This is a genomic window from Paenibacillus sp. RU5M (assembly GCF_900221055.1).
GTDB lineage: Bacteria > Bacillota > Bacilli > Paenibacillales > Paenibacillaceae > Paenibacillus > Paenibacillus marchantiae.
Genome location: NZ_OBQM01000001.1, coordinates 1,029,085 through 1,052,744, shown reverse-complemented (window position 1 = coordinate 1,052,744; position 23,660 = coordinate 1,029,085). Strand labels below are relative to the sequence as shown.

General features: G+C 42.6%; 20 protein-coding genes. 3 read left to right on the top strand and 17 right to left on the bottom strand.

The genetic code is table 11. The features are described from left to right. The 6 genes from CRO25_RS04840 to CRO25_RS04815 all read right to left on the bottom strand — a co-directional run bounded on the left by CRO25_RS04840 (position 1) and on the right by CRO25_RS04815 (position 6,604). Complete coding sequence (locus CRO25_RS04840) at positions 1 to 1,728, bottom strand: sensor histidine kinase (protein WP_079693746.1); 1,728 nt, start codon at positions 1,726 to 1,728, stop codon at positions 1 to 3. A 174-nt stretch (positions 1,729 to 1,902) separates the two neighbouring features. Further along, the gene (locus CRO25_RS04835; RefSeq protein WP_097115731.1) at positions 1,903 to 3,384 is read right to left on the bottom strand and encodes an ABC transporter substrate-binding protein; all 1,482 of its coding nucleotides are present in this window, start codon (positions 3,382 to 3,384) and stop codon (positions 1,903 to 1,905) included. Positions 3,385 to 3,492: 108 nt separating this feature from the next. Further along, positions 3,493 to 4,422, bottom strand: a complete 930-nt coding sequence (locus CRO25_RS04830; protein WP_079693748.1) for a carbohydrate ABC transporter permease — start codon at positions 4,420 to 4,422, stop codon at positions 3,493 to 3,495. A 15-nt stretch (positions 4,423 to 4,437) separates the two neighbouring features. Then, on the bottom strand, positions 4,438 to 5,382 hold the full coding sequence (locus CRO25_RS04825; RefSeq protein ID WP_063563694.1) for a sugar ABC transporter permease: 945 nt from the start codon (positions 5,380 to 5,382) through the stop codon (positions 4,438 to 4,440). Positions 5,383 to 5,674: 292 nt separating this feature from the next. Then, the gene (locus CRO25_RS04820) at positions 5,675 to 5,968 is read right to left on the bottom strand and encodes an aldo/keto reductase (protein WP_256863541.1); all 294 of its coding nucleotides are present in this window, start codon (positions 5,966 to 5,968) and stop codon (positions 5,675 to 5,677) included. A 96-nt stretch (positions 5,969 to 6,064) separates the two neighbouring features. Further along, positions 6,065 to 6,604, bottom strand: a complete 540-nt coding sequence (locus CRO25_RS04815) for a cysteine hydrolase family protein (protein WP_079693749.1) — start codon at positions 6,602 to 6,604, stop codon at positions 6,065 to 6,067. 188 nt (positions 6,605 to 6,792) lie between these two features. On the opposite strand from CRO25_RS04815, the gene CRO25_RS04810 reads away from it, so the two are divergent. Further along, on the top strand, positions 6,793 to 7,161 hold the full coding sequence (locus CRO25_RS04810; RefSeq protein ID WP_079693750.1) for a hypothetical protein: 369 nt from the start codon (positions 6,793 to 6,795) through the stop codon (positions 7,159 to 7,161). 73 nt (positions 7,162 to 7,234) lie between these two features. Here CRO25_RS04810 and CRO25_RS04805 read toward each other — a convergent pair whose 3' ends face one another. Then, positions 7,235 to 8,533, bottom strand: a complete 1,299-nt coding sequence (locus CRO25_RS04805) for an NCS2 family permease (RefSeq protein ID WP_063563691.1) — start codon at positions 8,531 to 8,533, stop codon at positions 7,235 to 7,237. Between the two features lie 443 nt (positions 8,534 to 8,976). Then, positions 8,977 to 9,777: a GNAT family N-acetyltransferase gene (locus CRO25_RS04800; RefSeq protein ID WP_079693751.1), complete on the bottom strand. Its 801-nt coding sequence runs from the start codon at positions 9,775 to 9,777 to the stop codon at positions 8,977 to 8,979. A gap of 331 nt (positions 9,778 to 10,108) precedes the next feature. On the opposite strand from CRO25_RS04800, the gene CRO25_RS04790 reads away from it, so the two are divergent. Beyond that, complete coding sequence (locus CRO25_RS04790) at positions 10,109 to 10,510, top strand: VOC family protein (protein WP_079693753.1); 402 nt, start codon at positions 10,109 to 10,111, stop codon at positions 10,508 to 10,510. Positions 10,511 to 10,617: 107 nt separating this feature from the next. Here the strand turns inward: CRO25_RS04790 and CRO25_RS04785 are convergent, their stop codons facing one another. The 7 genes from CRO25_RS04785 to CRO25_RS04755 form a co-directional block, all read right to left on the bottom strand. Next, complete coding sequence (locus tag CRO25_RS04785) at positions 10,618 to 12,822, bottom strand: ABC transporter ATP-binding protein (protein ID WP_079693754.1); 2,205 nt, start codon at positions 12,820 to 12,822, stop codon at positions 10,618 to 10,620. A gap of 40 nt (positions 12,823 to 12,862) precedes the next feature. Beyond that, positions 12,863 to 13,447, bottom strand: a complete 585-nt coding sequence (locus CRO25_RS04780; RefSeq protein ID WP_063563686.1) for a DUF1854 domain-containing protein — start codon at positions 13,445 to 13,447, stop codon at positions 12,863 to 12,865. Between the two features lie 2 nt (positions 13,448 to 13,449). Then, entirely contained in the window at positions 13,450 to 15,741 is a 2,292-nt protein-coding gene (locus CRO25_RS04775; RefSeq protein WP_079694262.1) for an ABC transporter ATP-binding protein, read from the bottom strand. Positions 15,742 to 16,188: 447 nt separating this feature from the next. Beyond that, positions 16,189 to 17,424, bottom strand: coding sequence for an MFS transporter (locus CRO25_RS04770; protein ID WP_079693755.1), 1,236 nt, complete (start codon positions 17,422 to 17,424; stop codon positions 16,189 to 16,191). A gap of 245 nt (positions 17,425 to 17,669) precedes the next feature. Beyond that, positions 17,670 to 18,119: a nucleoside 2-deoxyribosyltransferase domain-containing protein gene (locus tag CRO25_RS04765; protein WP_079693756.1), complete on the bottom strand. Its 450-nt coding sequence runs from the start codon at positions 18,117 to 18,119 to the stop codon at positions 17,670 to 17,672. Positions 18,120 to 18,186: 67 nt separating this feature from the next. Next, entirely contained in the window at positions 18,187 to 18,987 is an 801-nt protein-coding gene (locus CRO25_RS04760) for an HAD-IIB family hydrolase (protein WP_063563683.1), read from the bottom strand. 456 nt (positions 18,988 to 19,443) lie between these two features. Continuing rightward, the gene (locus CRO25_RS04755; RefSeq protein WP_064640818.1) at positions 19,444 to 20,187 is read right to left on the bottom strand and encodes an SDR family NAD(P)-dependent oxidoreductase; all 744 of its coding nucleotides are present in this window, start codon (positions 20,185 to 20,187) and stop codon (positions 19,444 to 19,446) included. 159 nt (positions 20,188 to 20,346) lie between these two features. On the opposite strand from CRO25_RS04755, the gene CRO25_RS04750 reads away from it, so the two are divergent. After that, positions 20,347 to 21,480, top strand: a complete 1,134-nt coding sequence (locus tag CRO25_RS04750) for a LuxR C-terminal-related transcriptional regulator (protein ID WP_064637648.1) — start codon at positions 20,347 to 20,349, stop codon at positions 21,478 to 21,480. A 72-nt stretch (positions 21,481 to 21,552) separates the two neighbouring features. On the opposite strand, the gene CRO25_RS04745 is transcribed toward CRO25_RS04750, so the two are convergent. Then, positions 21,553 to 22,854, bottom strand: coding sequence for a sensor histidine kinase KdpD (locus tag CRO25_RS04745; RefSeq protein ID WP_072733121.1), 1,302 nt, complete (start codon positions 22,852 to 22,854; stop codon positions 21,553 to 21,555). Beyond that, on the bottom strand, positions 22,829 to 23,527 hold the full coding sequence (locus CRO25_RS04740; protein ID WP_064640817.1) for a response regulator transcription factor: 699 nt from the start codon (positions 23,525 to 23,527) through the stop codon (positions 22,829 to 22,831). Before CRO25_RS04740 ends, CRO25_RS04745 begins: the two co-directional genes overlap by 26 nt. Positions 23,528 to 23,660: the final 133 nt, after the last annotated feature.

Sequence of the window (23,660 nt, the reverse complement as noted above, 5' to 3'; positions counted from 1 at the left end):
TTATGCCTCCTTCGCTATGGTTAAGGTAACTTTGACACCAGCTTCCACATTATTTTCAATTTGCATGGTAAAGCCTTTCCCATAGAAAAAATGAAGCCGTGTATAAACGTTGCGTAGGCCGATGCTCTCCGATGCCGAGTCCCCGACAAAAGACAGATTGCGGCGGATATCAGCTAATCGATCTTCCGAGATCGAGTTCCCATTGTCTACAATCTCCAATACGTATGAGTGGGCATTTTCCAATCCATTCACAACAAGCAGATTAAATTCGTGGTCCGAATGGAAGCCGTGTACGAAAAAGTTCTCGGCGAGCGGCTGCATCCAGAACTTAACGGTAGGTAAAGCCAGCAGTCCCTGGTCCACATTGATTTGATAATAGAATTTGTCCGGATATTTAAATTCCATGATCTTTAAGTATTTTTCAAGCAAAGCCAGCTCACTGCCCAACAGAATAATATCTTCGTTCTTCACGATTTCACGATATAACGAGCCCAGTGTAGCTACCGCTTCAGCCGTATCAACCGCGCGGCCCGCCAACGCAAACGATCGGATTATTTCAAGTGTATTGTACAAAAAATGAGGGTTAATTTGATTTTGAAGCGCTTTCATTTCTGTTTCCTTCTGTTTCAGTTTTAGCAAGTACTCGGTTCGAATATGTTGGTTGAGCTGATGCGTCATATCGTCGAGTTCCCTCGCGATCATTCCGTACTCATTCTTTCGATAGCGGGTCGGACTGATTGGCGTAAAATTGGCGGATTTTACACGTTGGATGGAATAGATAATTCGTTGCAGAAAACCTGCGTCTTCACGAAGATTGTATCCGATTAAAAGGAGAAAACTGACCATAGCTGCCAAGAAGATCAAGAACACGATAAGCAGCATACCGGTTTTTTGTCGGATAAGCACTGCCATGTCTACAATACTAATCAATTGGTAATCGTAAGCATTGGACGAATGGGTCACATAAAATGCGCGATTCAGCTTGCCTAACTGCATAAACCCCTTGGTACGTTCTTTTGAAGCAGCCTTTATGAATAATTCCTGGGTGGCTCTGCCTCCAACGTCCATGAGATAGACATCTCCAGCCGCGCTGACGACTCCGTTTTCGATCCATTGATTGTTCTGCACGCCTTTGAATAATACATCGCTGCTGACCAAAAAACGAAACTCACCGAGCTGGCGTGAGATTTGATTTTCGTCCAGCAGCTGCTTACGGATGACGAAACCTCTTTGGATTGTCTCTCGAAATATATCATCCGTGTTAGGCAGATTAAACAAAAAGCTCGTCGCACCGTTACTGGCGAAACGTACTACGTTGCCTCGTTCCTCGGTATGCAGACTCACCTGGATAATATCTTCCTGCCCACTGCCGAGAAAAGCTTTCACATCCTCTGGAAACGATGCGAGAGGCTGATCATAGCGGCTGTTCTGGAGTCTTCCCGTCAGATAACCTTCCGCGCTGTTGGCGAGAAAATAACGAACGTCTGCCACCAGACCGTTATTGGAGTAAACTCGCTGTAAATAGGATTCGATCCGCTCAGCATCGTTTTGAAGAATGCTTTCAACCCGGGAGAATGCATCTGCCGCTTGATTCTGAGCATTCTCTAACCACTGCTGCAGCAAAACAAATGTGGTCAATACGCTTAAAATCAGACCCATGAATAACGTAAAAATCGCGTAAGCAATAAATTTGCGGCGGTAGATTTTGATTTGAAAGAAGGAAAACATGCAGCTCTCCTTAGCAGTTGGATTATATTGAGACTTATAGTTTTACCATATAGCTATTTGTCGGACAAATCAATCCGTTATAAACTCAAATTAAATGCAAATGTCACCAGTAAGATTGGAAAGCCCGAACGGCCACAACGGCTCCGTTCGGGTTATTGTCGCAAGTCTCAAGGATTATGATTTGAAATATGCGTTGATCTGTTCTTGTGCGGCTTCCATAATCTTATCCAATCCAGCTTTCTTCAACTCTTCTATAATTTGCGGTATCTTTTTTTCCGGATCGGATGCGCCAGTGATCAGCTCATAATTGTATTTGTTCCATACAGCCTTCACATTGGCTACTTCAGTGCCGAGTTCACTAATATCCAGTGCAAAGCCAAGGATCGAAGATGAGGTGGCTGCTTCATTCAGCTTGCGGACCTGATCCCACTGATCTTCAGGTGCGCCTTTTGTGACAGCCATGTTGAAGAACGTTCCTTGTGTATAGGCCGCCAGCGGCCACGAATCCGTTTTCCGTTCAACTGTATTGTCGTTTACATAATCGAAATCGACACCCTCTTCGCCATAAGCAAGCATATTGCGCAGCTTGGGGTCGGTGTTTACCAGTTCCAGATATTTAAGCGCTTCTTCCTTGTACTTGGAGTTGGCAGAGATTGCGTTCATGGATCCCTGGATTGTGCTGGTTGTATAGATCGGACCCAGAATTTGAACCATGTCGTATTTATCAATACCCGCCGAGATCTGCCAATTCACTTCTGCACCAGGGAACGCCTGCGCACTGAAGAACGGGCGATAAGGGTCGGCCTCGATCTTGGTTGGCGCATCCGGATTGATAATGCCGTCCTTGTACCATTGATGCATGAGCTTCAGTTTTCCCTGTATATCCGGTTGTTCCAGAACAGAAACGACTGTTCGGGATTCATCTTCGGCCTTTACGCCGATCGGCTGAAAGCCGAGAGTCATATCGTCATAGTCATTAAAGAAACCGTTAATGCCCTCTCCTTGAGTCAAGGAAAGTGGATAGAACCCTTTGCCTTCACCAGCCTTGATGTCACGGAATGGCTTGTCCAGATCCTGTAGTGTCTTGATGCTGCCGAGGTCGACATTGTACTTTTGAACGAGCGCATCGTCAAACACCCAGTACTGGGTTAATGAAGAATCCTTATACGTTGGAACAGCGTAAATCTTGCCACCGACTTTCGTTCCATCCCACACCAATTCTGGGATATAGCTGTGCAAGTCCGGTACCGTACTTGGCACAAGGTCGGTAATATCCGTGAATGCGCCCATGTTGACCTGTTGACTGTATTTTCCGTTATTCGTAAACATAATGTCGAAAGCTTCACCGGAGTTTACAATCGTATTGATCTTCGTGTCCCAATCGCCCCAACTGGCAACGCGGAGATCGATTTTTACACCAATCTTCTCTGCCGTATATTCGTTTATCTTCTCAATTGCCTTATCAAAATTGGCTGGCACTTGTCCGCCGATCGTCCACCACACCAGCGTAGGTACCTCGCCGGAACCTTCGCCTGCATTCGATCCTGAGTTTTCCGCTGACGTGTTGTTTGACGCGTTATTGTTGTCTGAGCCGGAACAGCCTGTTAAACCAAAGATAGCCAGCGTTACCACTCCAATCAAAAGCGGAGTTTTCATCCATGCTTTAAACCTTGTCCTCATTCCTCTATTCCCTCCCTTAAGTTAACACGCACCGATCCTGCGAAAAAATTATGATAAACCTGAAATTTCCAGATTTATTTCGATTTATCCCTTAACTGCACCCACCGTCAAACCGGAGATAAAGTATTTCTGGAAGAAGGGGTAGGCCAGAGCAACGGGCAGTACAATAATGATCGCAACAGCCATACGTGCCGATTCTTTGGGCATGGTGGCGACAAGCTCGGCGTAGCTTATGCCCATCGTCGAGGCGTTTTTAGCCAGCGCATCAACGTTGCTCATCAGGCTGTTCAGTAGCGCCTGCAGCGAATACAAGCTTTGGTCGTCAATATACAACATCGATTGAAACCAGTCATTCCAGTACGAGAAGCAGAGAAACAGACCAATCGTCGCTAGAACTGGCAGTGAGATCGGGAGCACGATTGTGAAGAAGATGCGGAATTGACCTGCTCCGTCAATTTCAGCCGATTCGATCAGCCCGTCCGGAATGGTCGTCTTGAAAAAAGTTTTGCAGATGATTACATTAAAGGAAGAAACGGCTAAGGGTAAAATCAGCGCCCAGACTGTATTGCTTAATCCCAACATCGTCGAATTGATGTAATAGCTGGAGACAAGACCGCCGTTAAAAACCATCGGGATGAACACAATCCATGTCAAAAGTCCTTTTAGCTTAAATTGGGGACGGGACAATGCATAACCCATCGTAGTGGTGAGCAGTACGCCGATCAGCGTGCCTATTACCGTAACGAATACGGAGACTCCGAGCGCACGTACAATCATCGAGCCCTGCTTAACGATATAGTTGTAGGACTCTGCCGAGAATGCCGACGGCAGGAGTTGGTAACCGGTCTCTCGAATGGATGCTTCGCTAGACAGTGAAATAGATAGCACCACGACGATAGGGACTACGCATAACAAAGCTAAAATGATAAAGATGAGGTGAAAAAAAATGTTCGTTCCTTTGCCGACTCGGTTAAACTTTTCAAGACCGGAATCGTAGCTTGATTGTGTTGACATCTTCCTGCCTCCTCTCTAAATCAGTGCGCTTTCTGGATCAACTTTGCGAACGATCCAGTTCGCGAATAGGATCATTCCGCAGCCCAGTACAGATTGCATGAAGGCAGAAGCGGACGCCATACCGACCGTCGCGGTTTTGAGTTGTTTGTACACAAGCACATCGACCGTCGTGGTCACGTTATAGAGAGAATTGGAGTCCCGTGGCACTTGGAAGAACAAACCAAAATCCGTGGAAAAGATGCCTCCGACAGACAGGATAAACATCAGCACAATAACAAATTTCATCAAGGGCAGCGTAATATACCGTGTCTGCTGCCACTTGCTAGCGCCATCAATAACGGCCGCTTCGTAATATGTTGAATCCATGCTTGTGATTGTCGCCAAATAGACAACCATCCCGTAGCCGAGGCCCTTCCACATGTTCATAAACACAAGGAGATAAGGCCAATACGATGGTTCCATGTACCAATTTTTGGGATCCTGATTGAAATGGGTCAGAACTTGGTTGGCTATCCCTTTGTCATAGCTCAGGAATGCCCAAAGCACCGCGGAAACGACAACCCACGATAGGAAATACGGCAGAAACATCATCGTCTGATAGATCTTGGCTGCCTTGCGGCTGTGCAGCTGTCCAACCATCAATGCAAGTGACACAGGCACGATGATACCCAGAATAATAAAAATCATGTTGTAACCGATTGTATTGCGAATTACGATCCAGACGTCGTTCGAACTGAACAGGAATTCAAAGTTTTTGAACCCAATCCAGTCGCTGTTTATAACATTACTGAGAAAATTCCCGTGAATCTTGAAATTCTTAAAAGCGATAATGACACCGAACATCGGCAAGAAGCTGAACAAAATGTACCAGATTGTGGTCGGAAGCACGAGCAGCGTGAGCTCGGTGTCATGCTTGCGCCAGCGTGTTCGTACTCTTTTGCGGGTGACTTTTGCTCCCATATCATTCTTCCCTTCTTGTAGAACCTATCCTGGATTAGTTGTAATTCTATGTAAATCACCAGATAATTCCTAGATCAAAAACGTTAGATAATAGTCAAAAAACAATAGGTTTTAATATATTTAACATCGATACTGGGTGAGAGAATATAAGAAAGACCTTGAGAGTTTACCACCCTCAAGGTCTGGAACTATCTATTAACTTACGGACGAACCACAACACCATTTTTAAAATTCATCTGCGGAAAACTCCCACCTGCTATTTCATTCTCTGGAATTGCGGCTTCAATTCTTTTCAGGTCACTTTTAATAAATTGGACATCCAGAGACCGGATTGATAAAGATCGATATATTCTACGTTTAACCGTTTTAGCGTGTAGGCCAGATAATTTTTTATATGTTGAGGCCTAACATCCAGGCCGTACTTGAATCCGTCTAGCGCCACTAATGCTCCAAACTTTACAGCTAAAAAAGCCTTCTCTCTTTGGCTGCCTTTAAGTGCCTCGCCAATAAGCATTTCGTTATGTCCGCTGCTATAAAAATCAGCCGTATTTAAATGAGAAATTCCAGCATCCAACGCGGCAACCACTGCTCAAAATAATGAATAAGGGACTCGATTTCTCCACGAAACTGCTCTAAGCCCTTAAGTTTTAGATCCGTCTCAGCAAGGTGTTCACGAAGGGTCTCATCGTGAAATCGACATTATGATATCCTGGGTATCGCTTAAAGAAACAAACCAGTTTTGTAGAAGGATATTATGATGTGTAATGATTTGATCTGCAATTAAAAAGGAAGAGTCCGCAGTACTGTGACCATCTTCGGCTAAAATAACATCATATCCTAAGCTAAATGCTCTACGACATGTAGCATCAACACATATCTCAGTCTGAATTCCTGCGACAATCAGTTGATTAACGTCTAGCTGATTTAAATGTGATTCAAGGGTGGTATCTTGAAATGAATCTGGAAAGTCCTTTTCAATTTTCACATCTTGAGCGATCAAGGGTAAGGCGGGATGAAGACTCCACCCTGAGGATTTTTTTGAGGTTAGCGTCCCTAATTTCCCATTATGCTGCGTAAGTATGACTGGAATCTTACTTATGTGGGCCCACGTAATAAGTTGTTTGATATTATCTAATAATTTTTCACTGTTATGTATAAAGAGAGGATTCATAAATGATCCGATTTGTACATCTATGATCAATAATGCTGGCTTATAGATCATAACTTTCCCCTCCTCATCCTAGATACTTCTTCATTCATTCATTCTAGAGGTTAGAATTGCCCGTAAGCATAATTATATTCATCATTTTTTACACCTAATCAGTTATGAGACAAAGTTCTTGCCCTCTGTTTTGTACAAGAACTTTGTTTTGAATAAACTCTGAAATACTCATACTTCTTATGAATTCCATGCGTGTTGAGGAGGCTCAAAAAAAGCTGCTTCAAAAGTATGTCTCTATAGATATTATTGATAAGGTGTTTCCAGAGGATATCTCTAAGCAAACGTACTTGGATGGACAACTTTACAATTTGTTATTGCTTGTCCATCGAGCTATCGTAAAGGATCTTAAACCAGACCATCCTTTCATACAGCAGCAGTTGCATGGCATATTTGCAGATACTCCATTAGGTAATCTCATTTTCAATGACGAGGCAAATAACGAAGAACTGTATAAAAACGTAAAACCCTATGAGTCGGTGCCTAAGCATACTATGGATTTTTTAATAGAAGCATTTGAGGTATTAAATACGAAGAAGAATTCTTCTCTAAAGGATTAAACCGAGGGCTACATATAAAAAAGGAGAGCCGCCTTTATATAAGCAGTTCTCCTTTTTTGGATTAAACCGTTTCTTAGTGGTCCAGGAATACAAGCTGGATGAAGAACAATACCGCAAAAATGTAGAATATCGGATGAACATCCTTGCCCTTTCCGCGAAGCAGCTTGAGTACCGGATAGAAAATGAAGCCTACGCCGATGCCTGTCGCAATACTGTGCGTCAACGGAGTAAGTATGATAATCAGGAAGGCAGGAAATGTTTCTTCGAGATCCTTCCAATTGATTTTGCTGATTACGCTAATCATAAAGTAACCCACAATAATCAGTGCCGGAGAAGTGATCGCCGGGATACCTGATATCACACTAACGATAGGTGTAAAGAACAAAGTAAGAGCAAGCAGTACACTTACCGTAACCGCCGTCAGTCCTGTTCTTCCTCCTGCAGCCACCCCTGTGCTGGACTCGATATAAGCCGATGTTGGGCTTGTTCCGAGCAAAGCGCCAGTCGTAGTCCCTACAGCATCTGCCAATAGGGCGCCGCGTGAGCGCGGAAACTTACCTTCCTTCAGCAGTCCTGCTTGTTCAGCAACGCCGAGCATTGTCCCCGTCGTATCAAACAGCGTGATCAACAGGAACGTGAATATGATGGTATACAAACCATTAGAGAATACGCCTGCCAAATCCAGTTGGAAAGCCGTTGACGTGAGGCCTTGCGGCAAGGATACAATCGACTCCGGCATTTGAAATAGTCCCATGATCCAGGCAAGAACCGCTGTTACCACCATTCCGATGAACAAATAACCTTTTACATTGTAAGCCATAAGCACAACCGTGATAATCAAACCGATAATGGTCAGGTAAGTCATAGGCTCTGCCAAGTTCCCGATCGTAATCAAATTTGATTCTGAATCGGCAATAATCCCGGAATTTTGCAGGCCGACCGTTGTAATAAACAATCCAATCCCTGCTGTTATCGCGTGCTTAAGACTCGCAGGAATGGCATCAAGCAGCATGTAACGAAATGAAGTAAGCGATAAAATAATAAACAAAAGCCCTGCTATAAATACAGCTCCTAGTGCAACCTGCCAAGACACCCCATATCCAGCAACTACACTATAGGCAAAGAAAGCATTCAGACCCATGCCAGGCGCTATGACAATCGGATAATTGGACCCGATTCCCATAATCAGCGTCGCCACAATACTCGCCAACACCGTAGCAATGAATACTCCGTTAAAGTCCATTCCTGTGCTGCTGAGTATTCCTGGGTTTACGATAACTATGTATACCATTGTGAAGAAAGTCGTGATCCCTGCGATGATCTCTGTTGAAACGGTCGTACCTCTTTCTTTTAGTTTGAACCAATTATCCATGATTAAAGCCAGCCTCCAACTTTCAAATTATTCTCCAGAGCAAAAACAAAAAAAATCCTAATCATCGTAATAGGATTGTAATATTACCGCTCCTATATTCGTCATTAGGATTAAAAAGCTAAGATTCTAAACCAATGATAAGGATATTCATATCTGCTTTACCCTGATGCCCTTTCGAATTTTAATAAATATAACACTCATTGTCAATGAATTAACGTATTGTTCACAGTTATTTACGAACTATATAGAGATGACATTAAGTATTCATTCGTTTTTCCGGAATAAGTTATACTGAATTTAATTCCCAATTCGCATGTATTTGCTTAAATGTTTTTAATTACGGCGATCAAAGAAAACGCCGATATACGGCAAAAGAAGCCCATTCCTTTAATACTTATACCCATAAAACAAAAAGCCGCTGAAATAGCGACTATAAATTCGGACTATATTTTTGTCGTGGATAAAGTAAAATTCACAATAGAAAGTTCCATTGTTGTTTGATACCCCAAGCCTTCATATAAGCGAACAGCAGGCAAGTTATTTGCCAATACACCCAGATAGACATCTGGTGACAGTTTTTTACCGAGGTGTGTCAATTCACTGGTTAGGCGTTTAGCTAATCCTCTTCCTCTGTAATCTAACCTGGTAACAATGTTCCCAAGCTCTACTAGCTGAGAGTCATAAAAATGGTATCCGCCCACAGCTATGAAATCTTCACTTTCCTTAATTCCAAGAAAAGGATAATCCACTAACTCACTCCTTGTGAAAAACCTCATTTCCCCACTATGTAAAAAATCAATTACCTTAGAATAATCATTTTCATTTATCCTTTTTGCAATGTTAGATTCAAGGAGTTTCGATTCATTCTGATGTTTCATAGTTAAAAAACGTTGAGGAATTCCTTTGATGAGACCGAAGGATTGAAAAACTTCAAGGTCCCGTTGACAGAGTATCGTGCCACATACAGCACTTTCGTCAAGTTGGATCGTTTCTCTTGTAAAAGCAATGAGTTCTGGAAAAAAGATATCACGATCTTCAACTCGGAAGAAAGAAAATGCAGGAAAGGATAGTTCGCTAAAATAAGCTAATACGGCTGTAAGTTGACTATTCGTAAATTGACCAACATATTGAGCCTTATCCTTACGTTGCGTTAAATAACTATAAAAAAGCAAATTCTGTTCTGTATTAATGTGGGGCAATAATTCAAGAATTGTATCGTGAGTAAGCAATTGATGCGAAACCATTTTAACACCTCTCAAACTATAATTTCTATTCTGTTTTTTTATATTTTTTTCTTTCAACAAATACCCAGATATAGTACGTCAACCAAAATACAATAGGAACTAAGAATACATAAGCTCTCTGATTTACTGGAAGAAAATACATTATAAACAGTCCAATTATTAACATCGGTGGCATCAGGATAAAGTACTTTTTCTTATCTATGTTCATCCCTCCATTTGTTCAATATTCATAATAATAACATTCATTTATTTCTTTGATAAGATTCGCATCTGCTGCCAAAAGTAGAGTATAGTAGGCGTAGTTAAAATTATATTCTAGGAGGCTACAACCATGTCACAGGAGATCTGGATTAACCTGCCTGTCAAAGATGTTGAGAAGTCAACTGCCTTTTTCAATGAAATTGGATTCCATGCGGTGAGCGTTGGGAACGAGAGAGCCCAGCTTTCCATAGGTCAAACAACGATTTTGCTGTTCCCGGAGTCGGCGTTTGAGAAATTCACAGGTTCAAAAACAGCAGATACTTCCCATAGCGCTGAAGTAATATTTTCCATTGGCGCTGATAGCAGAGAAAAAGTAGATGCCTTTATTCAAAAAGTAGAGTCTGCCGGAGGAAGCATCTTTGGCAAACCGAGTGAAATCGACGGCTGGATGTACGGCGCAGGATTTGCCGACCTGGACGGTCACCGCTGGAACCTGCTTTACATGGATGAGAGCAAAATGCCGAAAAAATAAGTGAAAACGCCGGTTACCTGTTTAAGGTCATCGGCGTTCTAAGTACAACGCAGCTGCCGGAGCATACATGTGACGAACAAACTACAAAATGGATTGAGATGGATGAGTTACCCCGTTTGCTCTTTCTTCGACATCTCCCTCTGGGCTGTAATCAGTGTGTAGTAAATGCCCTTTTTCTCTATTAGCTCGGCATGAGAGCCAATTTCCGCAATCTTGCCTTTCTCCAGTACCATCAGCCGGTCGGCATTGCGGAGAGTTGACAGCCTGTGGGCAATCGCAATCGTTGTCCTTCCTCTCATTACCCGCTGGAGCGCCGTCTGAATGACACTTTCCGTCTCAATATCGAGTGCAGAGGTCGCTTCATCCAGAATAAGAATTGGCGGGTCATTCAGAATCGCTCTTGCAATTGCCAGACGCTGGCGCTCACCACCTGATATATTGTTCCCGTTCTCCTGAAGTAGCGTGTCGTACCCATCCGGCAGATTGATAATAAATGAATGCGCATTAGCAATCCTGGCCGCCCGGATGACTTCTTCCTCCGTCGCTTGCGGCTTAGAGTAACGGATATTATCAAGTATCGTGCCTGTGAATAGGAAGGTCTCCTGAAGCACGACACCAATCTGGGAGTGAATGTCATCCTTCTGGATGTCCCGAACGTCTACACCGTCAATTTTAATTTGACCTTCATTCACATCATAGAAGCGGGAGACGAGATTAATCAGGGTGGACTTGCCCGATCCCGAATGACCCACCAACCCAATCATTTCCCCTTTACGAATATCAAAAGACACATCCTTCAGCACCGGCTCATAGGAGTTATAGCCAAAGTACACACCGCGGAACGAAACCTCGCCATGAATCGTATGTCTCACTGTTTTATCAGTCTCCACTACCTCTGGCTGCTCGTCAATGACCGAAAAAACGCGGTCAATGGAAATCATCGCATTGGAGACCCATCTTGGCATGAACATCATCCAGGCGATCGGTCCAAACACCATGGACGCATACATGCTGAACTTGATCAGTTCACCTACATTCATCTGATTGTTCAAAATCATGTTAGAGCCAAGCAGCAACACAACATATTGGCCAAGCTGAATTAAATAATTCGTTATCGGGGCCAGCATGTTGAACAGACTCTCGGTTCTTATCGTAGCGGCAGCAAAATCACTGTTATGGGACCGGAATTTTTTGATCTCCGTGGCTTCCTTGCCGAATGCCTTGACAACCCGGATTCCGCTCAGCACATCATGCAGAAAAGAACTCCCCCGGTCGTAGATTGCCCACTGTTTTTGATACAGTTTCCAGAGCACATGTTTCCAGATGTACATATTCATGTAGGCGACAATAGGGGCAGGCAACAGCACAACACATGCCAGGCGCCAGTCAGCGCTGAAGAGTAAGCTACTAGCCGCAACCAGCAAAATCATTTGATAGATTGCTGTTGTGCATAGCTCTTGAATCAATTGCCGAATCCGGTCTGTATCCGCCGTTACCCGGTTCATTATATCTCCCGCCCGTTGAGAGGTCATGAAGCCAAGCGGCAGGCTCAGTACTCGTTCATACACCATTTTGCGCAGATCGGCGGCAATATTGGAGCTGACATTCGCCATGACCCGTGCCCGAATAATCGCCAGCAGTTCTCCGGCCACAAGTCCTCCGATCATGGCGGCAAGTGCGAGATAGAACAGCTTCATGCTCGGACTATGTCCGTCAGACGGCTGCAAGACACCGTTAATCAGAATTTCCTGAAAATAAGGTCCTGCCAGTGCAATAGCGGAAGCCGCTATCATGACAATAAGACCCATCGCCAGCGGCTTCCAATGCTGCTTCGAGACACCGAACAGCTTTTTGAACGCCGCGGACTTGCTCATGCATCTGGGGCATACACGGGTTCCTTGCACTAGTCGATCACCGCACTTAACACAGACGTTTTCCTCATCATTATTGAAAATCCGAACTTTGCGGGCTGCTGATTTATCATTCAGCACTTGTGCAATATAACCGAAGCGTGGAGCATGCTCCATGGAGGAGCGGACGAGGATACGCTTTCCCTGCTCATCTTCGGTCTCCAGCACAATATTTCCGATAAGCGGAATGACTTTGTACTCCCATGAGTCAGCAATAATACCGGTTTCCTTCGCTTGACCACGCTCGATGTAAGCCCATTTATTCTGCCCGATAACCAGAAATCCGGCCGTACGGTAGCCAAGTAGCGACAGATTAGCGGGCACACAATATTCAATGTCAGTTCCGACAGCCTGCACAGCAGCTTTCACATCCGGCTCTGCAAGCGAAAAATTCAAATCCATAGGCATTCACCATCCTTCATGTCCGCTCTAGTCAACTTGATTAACCATACATACATAGCTCTACCATCCGGTATTCCTTGTCTGTCAGCTTATTTATATTTGGGATGACAAACCGATTACCGTCCACGTCAGTGACGAGCAGTCGGTCTGGGGTTACCAGCTTGGCGTTGCCACCACCACCTCTGACTGTGAATCGGCATAGTCCGCCTGTCGTCTCTGCTTCCCAGTAGGAGTAGCCAAACTCCTCCTTCACGTTAATCAACCTGCTAATTTCTGGAGTGAAATAACGGATTTGCAGCTGCTCCTCTAACAGCTGCGCTGTCTCTTCCGTAAAATCCTCCAGACTGTGGATCATACCAATTTCCTTGTTTTCAACCGTCCGGATGGACAAATACATGCGTCTATTCGTATGAGGGAAAGAGCAATGTACATACACGACTGGATGCGTCTTTTCCCCCACCGTTACGGATAACATCCGACCTTCCGTTTTATGAAATGTTGCATTATCCTCTGTGAGATAGTGAATGTCGGCGGCATCGGACAGCGAACCGGCCACGCCCTTTTCCTCCTGTAGCTCTGTATCCTGGGCTGGAGTTGTCTTCTTCTGTGATGCAGACGAACTCATGCTTAAATCACCTCGCTTATTTTTAATGCTTCATCATGCTTTTTCACCAATTGATAATAAGCGCCCTCGGTACTCATTAGCGATTCATGTGTTCCTTCTTCCACAACCTTGCCCTGATCCATCACGACCAGATAGTCGGCATTGCGAAGCGTGGAGAGCCGATGCGCAATGGCAATCGTTGTACGTCCCTTGATAAGTTTATCCAGCGCCTCTTGGATTTGCAGCTCGGTCTCCGTATCCAGAGAAGCTGTCGCTTCATCTAGAATCAGTATTATTGGGTTATGCAGAATTGCCCTCGCAATGGAGAGGCGTTGCTTTTCACCACCTGACAGATTGTATCCGCCCGTACCCACGATCGTATCGTAGCCGTCCGGCAGCTTCTCAATAAAATCATGGGCGTTGGCTATTTTCGCCGCATGAACGATATCCATGACACTGCAATCCGGCTTGGCATAGGCAATATTTTCAGCAATACTGCCTGATAGCACGTACACATCCTGCGATACGATTCCGATATTGGAGCGCAACGATTCAGCAGCCAAATCCTTCACATTTACTCCGTCGATCGTAATTGCACCTTCATTCACATCGTATAGCCGGGAAATGAGGTTGACGAGAGTTGATTTTCCTGCTCCAGATTGTCCGACGACGCCAATCATTTGTCCTGCCTTCACCTGCAGCGTAACATTCTTCAGAATCGATTTATTCGGCTCATAGCCAAATACAACATTTGATACTTGAATATCTCCCTTCATGACTGGAATCCGAATCGCATTCTCCTTCTCCTTCACATCAGGGCTTGCGTCCACAATTTCAAATAATCGCTGCGAAGCCGTCATGCAACGCGACCACCAGCCTACAATATTGTTCATAAACTCAATGGGCCCATATAACATATACATATAATTGACAAAGGTCAGCATAAGCCCGAACGAAATTTCACCCTTGAGTATCATCCATCCTCCAAATCCCCAGATGAGCATACCGCCCATTTGAGTCAGCCCATTAAGTACTGGAAAGATCGTACCGCTCAAACGGTTATAATTTTGCTCCGAGCCGGAGAAGTTCGCATTTGCCTGCTGGAAGCGCTGCATTTCTTTGTGCTCCATGCCAAATGCCTTGAGGACCCGGACACCTTTGATCGAGTCACTAATGATGGAGTTCAATGATGATACCTGGCGGTTCATCCGCCATGATAGCCTCGACAGCTTGGGGAATACTTGGCGTGCCAGAAAAATAACAATCGGCATCGGCAAAAAACATAGCAGTGTGAGCTTCCAGTCCAATACCAGCAAAATGACGGTAATGCCGATGATATTCATTACATTCACAACAAAATAGGACAGTACATCAATGAAAAATATTTGCAGTTCAGCGGCGTCGTAATTAACTCTGGTCATCAGCTGTCCGGTCTGCTTCCGCTTGAAAAAGTTTAGTGATAAGCGCTGCATTGCAGTAAAAATGACAGATTTTATATCAAAAACAATGTTTGCGGCCAGCCTCGCATTGATGATTCCGAAGAAGACACCAAATAATAGGGATATAGTGCGAAAAATAATGACTAGCAAGATGACTAGCCCTACCTGTCCGCCAAAATATCCTTCGCCTTTTAGCGCCTGATCAAATAAGGCCGTACCCGTCAAATATGGAATGACAAGCCCAGTCACGGAATTTAAAAGCATCAACACAATAATGAGCAACAAAGAGGCTCTATAGGGCTTGGCAAACGATAGCAGCCGGAGGATCAATGCGCTTTTCTTCATGCATTTCGGGCAAATCTCTCGACCTTCTTCCGGGTAAATCCTCCCGCATTTGGGACAAGAGGCATTTGCCTCCTCATCCTCCAGTAGCTCGCTGTCCACCTCCTCCTGCTTTTTCAGCTTCGTAAAGATTGCTGCCAGCCTGGATGCTTTGCTCATCAGTCCATTCGTGAACGCCGCTATGATTCGCTCGTCTGGAGCCTTCATTACAAGCATCCCGGATGCAACAAGGTTCACAATGAAAACGGATTCAATTCCACTGATTTTCAACGTTTGAACCGACCATTTCCCCTCCTCCTGCGGATCCTGACGTGGATAACTTTTGACAGGGATCGAATAGCCTTTAAAGGTCTTTTCGTGATCCGGTTCCTTGAGACTTGTTGCAATAAGCATTTCATGCTGGGACAAGGCTATGTATGTATCGAGAAAATGCCCCTCTGGCGTACGATCACATGTCATTTCGAACAGGATATCCTTCTCCGCCCATTTCTGCTGCTGCAGCAATATTAATTTTTCTGTAGAATGAATAGTCATCAACTCCATATAAAATATCGAAACAAAATCCTTTTTTTACTAATTTTATTTTTAGAATGCTTCTATCTTATTTTCGGACCTTTACTTTGTCAACATTTTTGTTTAAAAAGTGTTGGATTCTGAATGCTCAATTCACATCGTAAATAAATTATCTTAAAAGTGCGTATTGACACTGAAATAATTGTGTATTAAAGTTACGTCATACATTTTACACTTTTATATTTAAAAAGTAACAAAGTGAATATTGATAGGTTTTTGCTGAAAGAAATGAATCTGAAGTAGACGCTCAATAATCGAGATAGAGAGGAATTTTGAAGGCTTTGTTGTTCAAAAATCAAGGGACTATGTTATATAAAGAAAGACTATCCATAAGTTCTGGATAGCCTCGTCATAGGATTCAACATTTTTAGCTGACAAAATAGAATATAAATCTCACTTCATGAATACTTAACTCACCGTTTCTTCCGTATCGATGTATCTATTTACTTTTAGTCCATTCCTCCGATACGTAAGAGCACCGATAAAGGAAAGAGAAAATCCAATTGATGCGTAGATGTAGAGCGTTTGAATACCTACAGTATCCGCTAACCAACCAGATAATAATAATGATACACCATATAGAATTGAGGTAAGTGATGATTGGGCCGCAAATAACGGTGGAAGCTCTGAAGCGGGAACGCTTGTTTGGTAAGAAGTACGTTCCGCTAAATCCTTTATGGCTTGAGAAGCCCCGATTGCGAACATGATAAAGAGTGTCACTAACGGGCTAGTAGAAAAACTGAATGCGAGTGTTAGCGCAGCAACGCATCCACTGCCCACCGCTAGCATGCCCCCTAGATTCCAGTTTCCGTTCGATAAACGGCTCATAAGAATGCTAATGAGAACGAATCCACCTAAATTGGCGCCATTCATCCATCCCCACCATACTTCACCCACATGTAGTCGTTCTCCTACGAACACGAGCAATAGCGCCCCTGCGAATGCACCTCTAAATAAGCCTTCCCATACATCCATCCATAACAAAACACGTAACTGCGGTAACCTAAAATAATTCTGCCATCCATCTTGAAGTGATCGTCTCCAAGAACCCACTAGTGTTTGGTGTGTACTGTTTCTGGTTTCGTATATCATGGAGGATGATAACCAAGCACCGCCTAATAACATTGTAGAAAGGAGCAGCACTTGACTTGCTCCAAGCCAACTGACTGTCATGGATCCGAACGCCCATCCGGTCAGAGAACATGACTGTACAATACCCACTAGCACGCTGTTCGCTTTAAGCAACGATGCTTCAGGCACGGTTAGAGCAACAAGAGAAGATCTTACTGGGCCCACTACCCCCTCCAGAATTGATATCCCAAAAACCATTCCGATCAATATAGCAATATTAGGATTGTCTTTGCCCATTAAAAACATATATATGGTGAGCAATGCCAAGCCAATAGTTTGCCCTCCAAGACTAGATGCAAGTAAGCGGTTCAAGCGCAACTTACGCATGATAAGAGGAGCCGCGATGCTGCCGATTGTCATACCAGCAACTCTAAGTAGGGGATACAAAGCCGTTACGGTAGCAGAACCAGATAGATGGTAAAGCGTGACGACAAGCGCCAAAATGTACCAGATGTCTCCTAAAGTAGATAGAGCCTGACTAAGCCAGAGTCTATGAAATGATTTTGTAAGCATTGTACTCATCCTTTTCAATATTCAGTTGTATTCAGGAAAAGGAATGAGATTCTACAATGGTCTGCCTCCGATCAGATTGAAAAAGATTTTTTTATTATAGCATTTGTTTTTGATTTTAAATAGTTTTTGTACCTACTTTATATGTTTTGAAACTAATCATGTTATGACCTTCATGATCACTCTCATTCATTGGGGATACTTCTAACTCACCTATTTGTTCAGCTAGTTCATTCTCTGAGATGATATCATTGCTTGTTATATAGACTACTTCCTTTAGATTTATCATTTTGTAATGTAAGATCTAATTGTTCTTTAAGTTCTTCCACATTATGACAAACAACTGAAGAATTCATCAACATGAGTTGTCCCCATTGATTGATATCGAATTCACCTTCATGTAGACAAAAGATAGGTTTCTTATGCGCATAAGCATAACCAATCTCCCAGCAGGTATTACTTAAATTCAAGCCATTGTTGTTTATAACAGCGACAAACATATCACATTCTTCTATCGCCTTAACAGTGAATTTGAACATTTCATCTCTACTTTTTGAGTCCAGAAATTGAGTATCTATGTCTCTATGTGGTAGATGTGTTGTTAAGAAATGTGCTTCCATAATCGTATTTAACCGTTCCAATTTCCGTCGTTCCCCAGAAGTAAGTATAGAGCCTGACAAATATACATTTTTATGCAAATATCACACGCTCCTTTTCACAGCCTTTGTCATATAGTAATTTCTATTTGAATGTTTAGAGCCAGTCCTACTGTAAATCCATCATTTTTTGAATGGTTATTAGAACGCCGTTTTCTTCATTAGATTTTGTGATGAAACTTGCTGCTTTTTTGGTGTTCTCGCAAGCATTGCTAACAGCAAAGCTGTATTTAGCAATTGCCATCAGTTCAACATCGTTCTCTCCATCACCGAACGACATCGTTTCCTCCGCAGTTACCCCCAGCATATCCTGTAATTTTTTTACCGTTTCGCCTTTATGGGTATGAAGAGCAGTAATATCGAGCCACCTGGCTTCAGAGTCGACAATGTAGATTTGGCCATTTAACGTCTGTTCCACATGTTTTCTAAGCATTGTGCTTCTGCCTTCTGTATCAAATACGGTTATTTTGATAAAATCACTATCGATTTCGGAGAAGGAATCCATTTTTATGACTTGTTCATAAGAGCCTTTAACTACGTTGTACATATCATCAGAGATAGAGGAATGTACGTATGCTGCATCGCTTGCACATACAATGATTGTCATGTGGGGATCAAAACCTTGAATTTCTTCAATGGCTCGCAGAACGAGTGTGCGATCAATGCTAAACTCTTTGACGACTTTTCCATCTTTCTTGATTCTGGCTGCGCTATCTCCAAGAATCCAGATCCCTTTTCCATGGTCACCAAACAACTTTTCTACTCGTTCACACTGTTTTCCCGTGCAGGCTACAAACGTTATTCCTTTCTTTTGCATTTCATCATGTACTTCATTAAAAAGTTCAATATCAAACGAACCTTGATTATTCAGAAATGTTCCGTCCAGATCAGTTACTACGAGTTTAATCATTTAAAATCCTCCGAGTTCAAGTTGGATTTATTATTCATCTTTATAAAGTTAACTTATTAAGTATTCATGGCAAAGCCTTTATCTATTCAAAGAGATCATTAATTGATCGAATTGGCTTCACTTCTATAGGCTGATTCGACGATTTCAAAGCCGCATATGCCCCAATCCAAATGATAACTGCTAAAATTATATATACCATAACCCTCACCTCCCGTATTTCCGTAGATCCTTCTAATGTAGCCAGCGCTTTTTGTAATCCTCTTTATAAAACAACTTTATAAAGTCAGTATGCAGCAAACCTTAATGCTCTGTCAAAGGGTAATTAAGGAATCTTCTATAGCCTCCGCCGTATGTAAAAGAAAACCTCTACATCAATGAAGAAGTCTTCAATGATATAGAGGTTTATTTCGATTTGAAAATTGGTTTTCAGGTAAATTATCTTTTATCTGACCTGAATTAATGTGCGGTATAGCCTCCATCAACAAGCAAGGTAGTACCATTCACGAAACTAGCATCATCGCTGGCTAAGAACAACACAGCTTTTGCGACTTCTTCTGGTCGTCCAAGTCTGCCCTGTGGATGAAGTGAAGTTAAATATTCTTTGCTTTTTGCATCTACGTTCTTCAAGAGAGGCGTTTCAATGTATCCAGGACATACGGCGTTAACACGGATTCCCTTACTGGCATAAGCAGTACATAAATTCTGAGTTAACAGTTTAACGCCTCCTTTTGCCGAGGCATAAGCTGTCGTTTTAGGCAATGCAACAAAGCTGTGGATTGAGCCAGCATTAACAATAACGCCGCCATTTCCTTGCTTAAGGAACTGCTCAATAGCATATTTATCGGAAAGAAATACACCTGACAAGTTAATATCGATGGTTCGTTTCCATTTATCATATGACAATACATCAGCGGCTTCGTCATCGGCAACCCCTGCATTTGCATACATAATATCCAACTTACCATATTTCTCAACGGTTTCATTAATCATGTGTTTAATATCTTCTTCTTTAGTCACATCTGTTTTGACAAATAACGTATCATGACCTTCCCCATTGAGTTCGGCAGCTAGTTCTTTACCATGTTCAGAGAAGTCAGCAATGACCACTTTTGCTCCTTCTTTTGCGAAAAGGCGAACGGTGGCTTCACCAATTCCACTAGCACCACCTGTAACAATAGCTACTTTTTCATTTAATTTCATAAGATTCAACCGCTCCATTTCTTCATAGTAAGATTCATGAACTTGTACTCCTCAATCTTACTCCTTTAATTTTGAAATACTATCCTATAAAGTTCTGTGTAATAATGGATTGTATACCCCCCATTTGTAGGGTATTTCACTTGAAGGGAACGGCTTATTATGACACAAAATTTTCATCCATATACTGAAATGACTTTTCAGGAATTTGTATTATTTTTCAAAACGCATAGCAAACAGCTCGAAGAAAACACAAATATTTACCTGATCTCGGAAGCTAACATCTCTGAGACACATCGGAACGAAACGGGAGTACTGATGAGATCCTTTTTTCAGATGTTTACTTATTCAGACTTGGATCATATGGATAATCATTATTCTTCTTATTTGGATACCTGGGTTCAATCCCAGCTAACCATTTTAAATATGGCAAGCTTACAATGGCTTCAAATTATATTGGAAAAAGCTTTAATAACACTATTAATACAACTGAAACATCAACGGATGATGGACCCGCTCATGTTCCTGTTATCTGTCTTTTCGTATCTGATGCATAGCTTTCATAAGTGGGCTGATACGGTGTCTGGTAATCATGAAACGGAGGAAAATGAAGAATTAAAAAAACTGCGTTTGCTGGACCAATTAAACCAACTCCTAGTCAGTTCTTCCGGAGCTTCAGATCTCGCCTTTATCCTGAAAAAATGTGAGAAGTATTTCAATTATAAACGCTGTGTCTTCTATGCATATGTACCTTGGTCCAACCAGTTCTATGGGGTCATTGGCGAAGAACTTCCGAAAATTCAGAGCATGAAAGGACAATTGACTGAGCAAAATCTGATCTTCAACTCTAAAAGACCGATCTATTTGAAAGACCCAAAACCTTATTTAAGGGACGAGCATATCCAGTTATTTCAGTTGTCTTCGATTATTTTTATACCGATTGCCCACGATCATCAATTGTACGGCTGGGTCACTTTTGACCAAATGGGAGAATCATTTAATTGCACAAAGGATGAGCTGGATTTGCTTGAACAAGTGGGAAAGAGAATTGGTTTGTTTTTATCCAGGAAAGAGAAGGAAAACACCGCCAAAACGATGGCCATCGCTTTAACAGAAAGGGAGTCTACCGTGCTCGAACTTCTGGCGGAAGGTTATGATAACAAGAAAATCGCTTCCTTGTTGTTCCTCAGCGAGTATACAGTAAGAGATTACGTAAGCAGCTTGATGACTAAGCTGCGTGCAAAAAATCGAACACAGGTCGTTGCCTATGCTTTTCGTTGGGGGTTATTGAGTTAGTACCTTTGAATTTAGTTCGTCAAAAAAATAAGATCACCAACATGTGTATCATGTTGGTGATCTTTTATTCATTCAGCCCTTCTTGGGTAAATGCACAATAACGTTGAATTGATCGCCGTGAATCTCGACCTTAATCTTGCCTCCATGCAACTCAACGATGCTTTTCACAATAGCCAGCCCTAGTCCCGAGCCTTCTGTCTGGCGGGATTCGTCTGCTCTTTTGAAACGTTCGAACAGTTCTTCCGCATCAAAATCAATCTCATAGGCAGAGGTGTTTTGAATTTTAAACCTTACCAGATCATCCGTCTCGTCCAGATAAATATAGATGCGGGTTCCTGGAAGCGAATATTTCTGTGCGTTGCTAATTAAATTTTCGAATACACGCCATATTTTATTACCATCCAAATTCGCATGGATCGGAAACTTGGCAATCCTCTCCCGAATTTCGAGCGACGCTTGTCCCATATGGGTGTTTGATTCTGCTATCGCTTGTGTCAATAACGTTGCCACATCGACATACTCCATATCCAGCTCTATTGTACCGCTGGCCATCTTAGAGATATCGAACAGGTCTTCAATTAATAGTTTCAGTCGAAGCGCCTTGCGTTCCAGCGTTTCAATATAGGCTCGGGTTGTTTCCGAAGGATGATTTTCTTTTTTTAATAAATCGACATAGTTGATAATTGAAGTAAGCGGAGTCTTCAAATCATGCGATACGTTGGTAATCAGTTCCGTTTTTAACCGCTCGCTTTTCATTTGATGTTCCAACGCGCTTTGATACCCGGCTTTCATATTGTTAATATAGCCGGCAAGTTCAGATAGAGAATCGTTTCCGTTATCTTGAATTGAGTTCTGAATATTCCCTTTGGCAATCTCTTTACTTCCATTGATGATGGCCATGAATCGCCCAAGCTTGGAGAGCATATAAGGAACCAGAAACAGCACAAATAGCAACAAATAAAGGATGAGCCATCCCTGTCCGTAATATGTGACTGCTTCCCAAAAACAAATGCCGGCTAAGGCGGTCAGCAGAAACATAAGAATGAGGCCAAACGTTAGTCTCCCATTTTGCAGACTGGCTCTAAAGCCGGTTCTCCAAATATGAAAATAATCTATCAACACACTGCCATCCCAGAAGGAACGTTTATTATGCGGTGCCTTAAAATAACGAAACAGTCTGGCTACCAACAAACCCAAGATAATACTGGAAAGCAATTCCCAGATGAAACGTGAAGTTGAAAATCTCAGACTCAACCCCAGGTATGAATACTCGTTTATAAGTATAAAGATCCCTATAATAACTGCGATTATGATGACAAGAAGGTCGATTCCAATCTTTCGATCTTCTTTACTTTTTCTCGATTTTGTATCCAATTCCCCATACCACCTTCAAATATTTTGGGTCTTTAGGATTGATCTCAATTTTCTCACGAATGTTTCTCACATGTACGGCAACCGTATTCTCTGAAGCAAAGACCGGTTCATTCCACACGCGCTCATAAATCTCTTCAATCGAGAAAACTCTGCCCTTGTTTTCCATTAACAACTCCAAAATTTTGTATTCCTTCGCCGTCAGTCTAACGTCCTCTCCATCCACTTCAACAGTCTTGGAGCTTTTGTTCAGCACAAGTCCTTTTACTTGAATGATCTCTTCTCCAATGGAGTGAAAGGAACCTAAATTCGTAAACCGGCGCAGCTGGGATCGGACTCTTGCGATCAGTTCCAAGGGATTAAACGGCTTCGTTATATAATCGTCAGCTCCAACATTAAGTCCCAAAATCTTGTCACTATCCTCCGATTTGGCGGAGAGCATAATGATTGGTATATTTTTATCTTCACGAATTTTAAATGTCGTCTTGATTCCATCAAGCTGCGGCATCATGAGGTCCATGATAATAAGATGAATCGTTTCTTGTTCAAGGATCTCCAGTGCCTCCACTCCGTTAGAGGCCGTAAATACGTCTACATCATTGCTTTTTAAGTAAATAACGAGAGCTTCTCGAATTTCCGGTTCATCGTCTACAACAAGAATATTATTGATCTCCATATTTCTCACCTTCATCGCGTAATTGCTCCTACAACTCTACAATACTTTCTGCGGAGGCACCAGTTATGTAAAGCGAATACATTTTTCCATTTTCGTTTCATCAGACCATCATACACAATCTACATGAAAAATC

Bases quoted from the DNA above. Each gene is read 5' to 3' on its own strand.
- CRO25_RS04840 (WP_079693746.1), bottom strand. From the start codon at position 1,728: ATGTTTTCCTTCTTTCAAATCAAAATCTACCGCCGCAAATTTATTGCT.
- CRO25_RS04835 (WP_097115731.1), bottom strand. From the start codon at position 3,384: ATGAAAACTCCGCTTTTGATTGGAGTGGTAACGCTGGCTATCTTTGGT.
- CRO25_RS04830 (WP_079693748.1), bottom strand. From the start codon at position 4,422: ATGTCAACACAATCAAGCTACGATTCCGGTCTTGAAAAGTTTAACCGA.
- CRO25_RS04825 (WP_063563694.1), bottom strand. From the start codon at position 5,382: ATGGGAGCAAAAGTCACCCGCAAAAGAGTACGAACACGCTGGCGCAAG.
- CRO25_RS04815 (WP_079693749.1), bottom strand. From the start codon at position 6,604: ATGATCTATAAGCCAGCATTATTGATCATAGATGTACAAATCGGATCA.
- CRO25_RS04810 (WP_079693750.1), top strand. From the start codon at position 6,793: ATGCGTGTTGAGGAGGCTCAAAAAAAGCTGCTTCAAAAGTATGTCTCT.
- CRO25_RS04805 (WP_063563691.1), bottom strand. From the start codon at position 8,533: ATGGATAATTGGTTCAAACTAAAAGAAAGAGGTACGACCGTTTCAACA.
- CRO25_RS04800 (WP_079693751.1), bottom strand. From the start codon at position 9,777: ATGGTTTCGCATCAATTGCTTACTCACGATACAATTCTTGAATTATTG.
- CRO25_RS04790 (WP_079693753.1), top strand. From the start codon at position 10,109: ATGTCACAGGAGATCTGGATTAACCTGCCTGTCAAAGATGTTGAGAAG.
- CRO25_RS04785 (WP_079693754.1), bottom strand. From the start codon at position 12,822: ATGGATTTGAATTTTTCGCTTGCAGAGCCGGATGTGAAAGCTGCTGTG.
- CRO25_RS04780 (WP_063563686.1), bottom strand. From the start codon at position 13,447: ATGAGTTCGTCTGCATCACAGAAGAAGACAACTCCAGCCCAGGATACA.
- CRO25_RS04775 (WP_079694262.1), bottom strand. From the start codon at position 15,741: ATGACTATTCATTCTACAGAAAAATTAATATTGCTGCAGCAGCAGAAA.
- CRO25_RS04770 (WP_079693755.1), bottom strand. From the start codon at position 17,424: ATGCTTACAAAATCATTTCATAGACTCTGGCTTAGTCAGGCTCTATCT.
- CRO25_RS04760 (WP_063563683.1), bottom strand. From the start codon at position 18,987: ATGATTAAACTCGTAGTAACTGATCTGGACGGAACATTTCTGAATAAT.
- CRO25_RS04755 (WP_064640818.1), bottom strand. From the start codon at position 20,187: ATGAAATTAAATGAAAAAGTAGCTATTGTTACAGGTGGTGCTAGTGGA.
- CRO25_RS04750 (WP_064637648.1), top strand. From the start codon at position 20,347: ATGACACAAAATTTTCATCCATATACTGAAATGACTTTTCAGGAATTT.
- CRO25_RS04740 (WP_064640817.1), bottom strand. From the start codon at position 23,527: ATGGAGATCAATAATATTCTTGTTGTAGACGATGAACCGGAAATTCGA.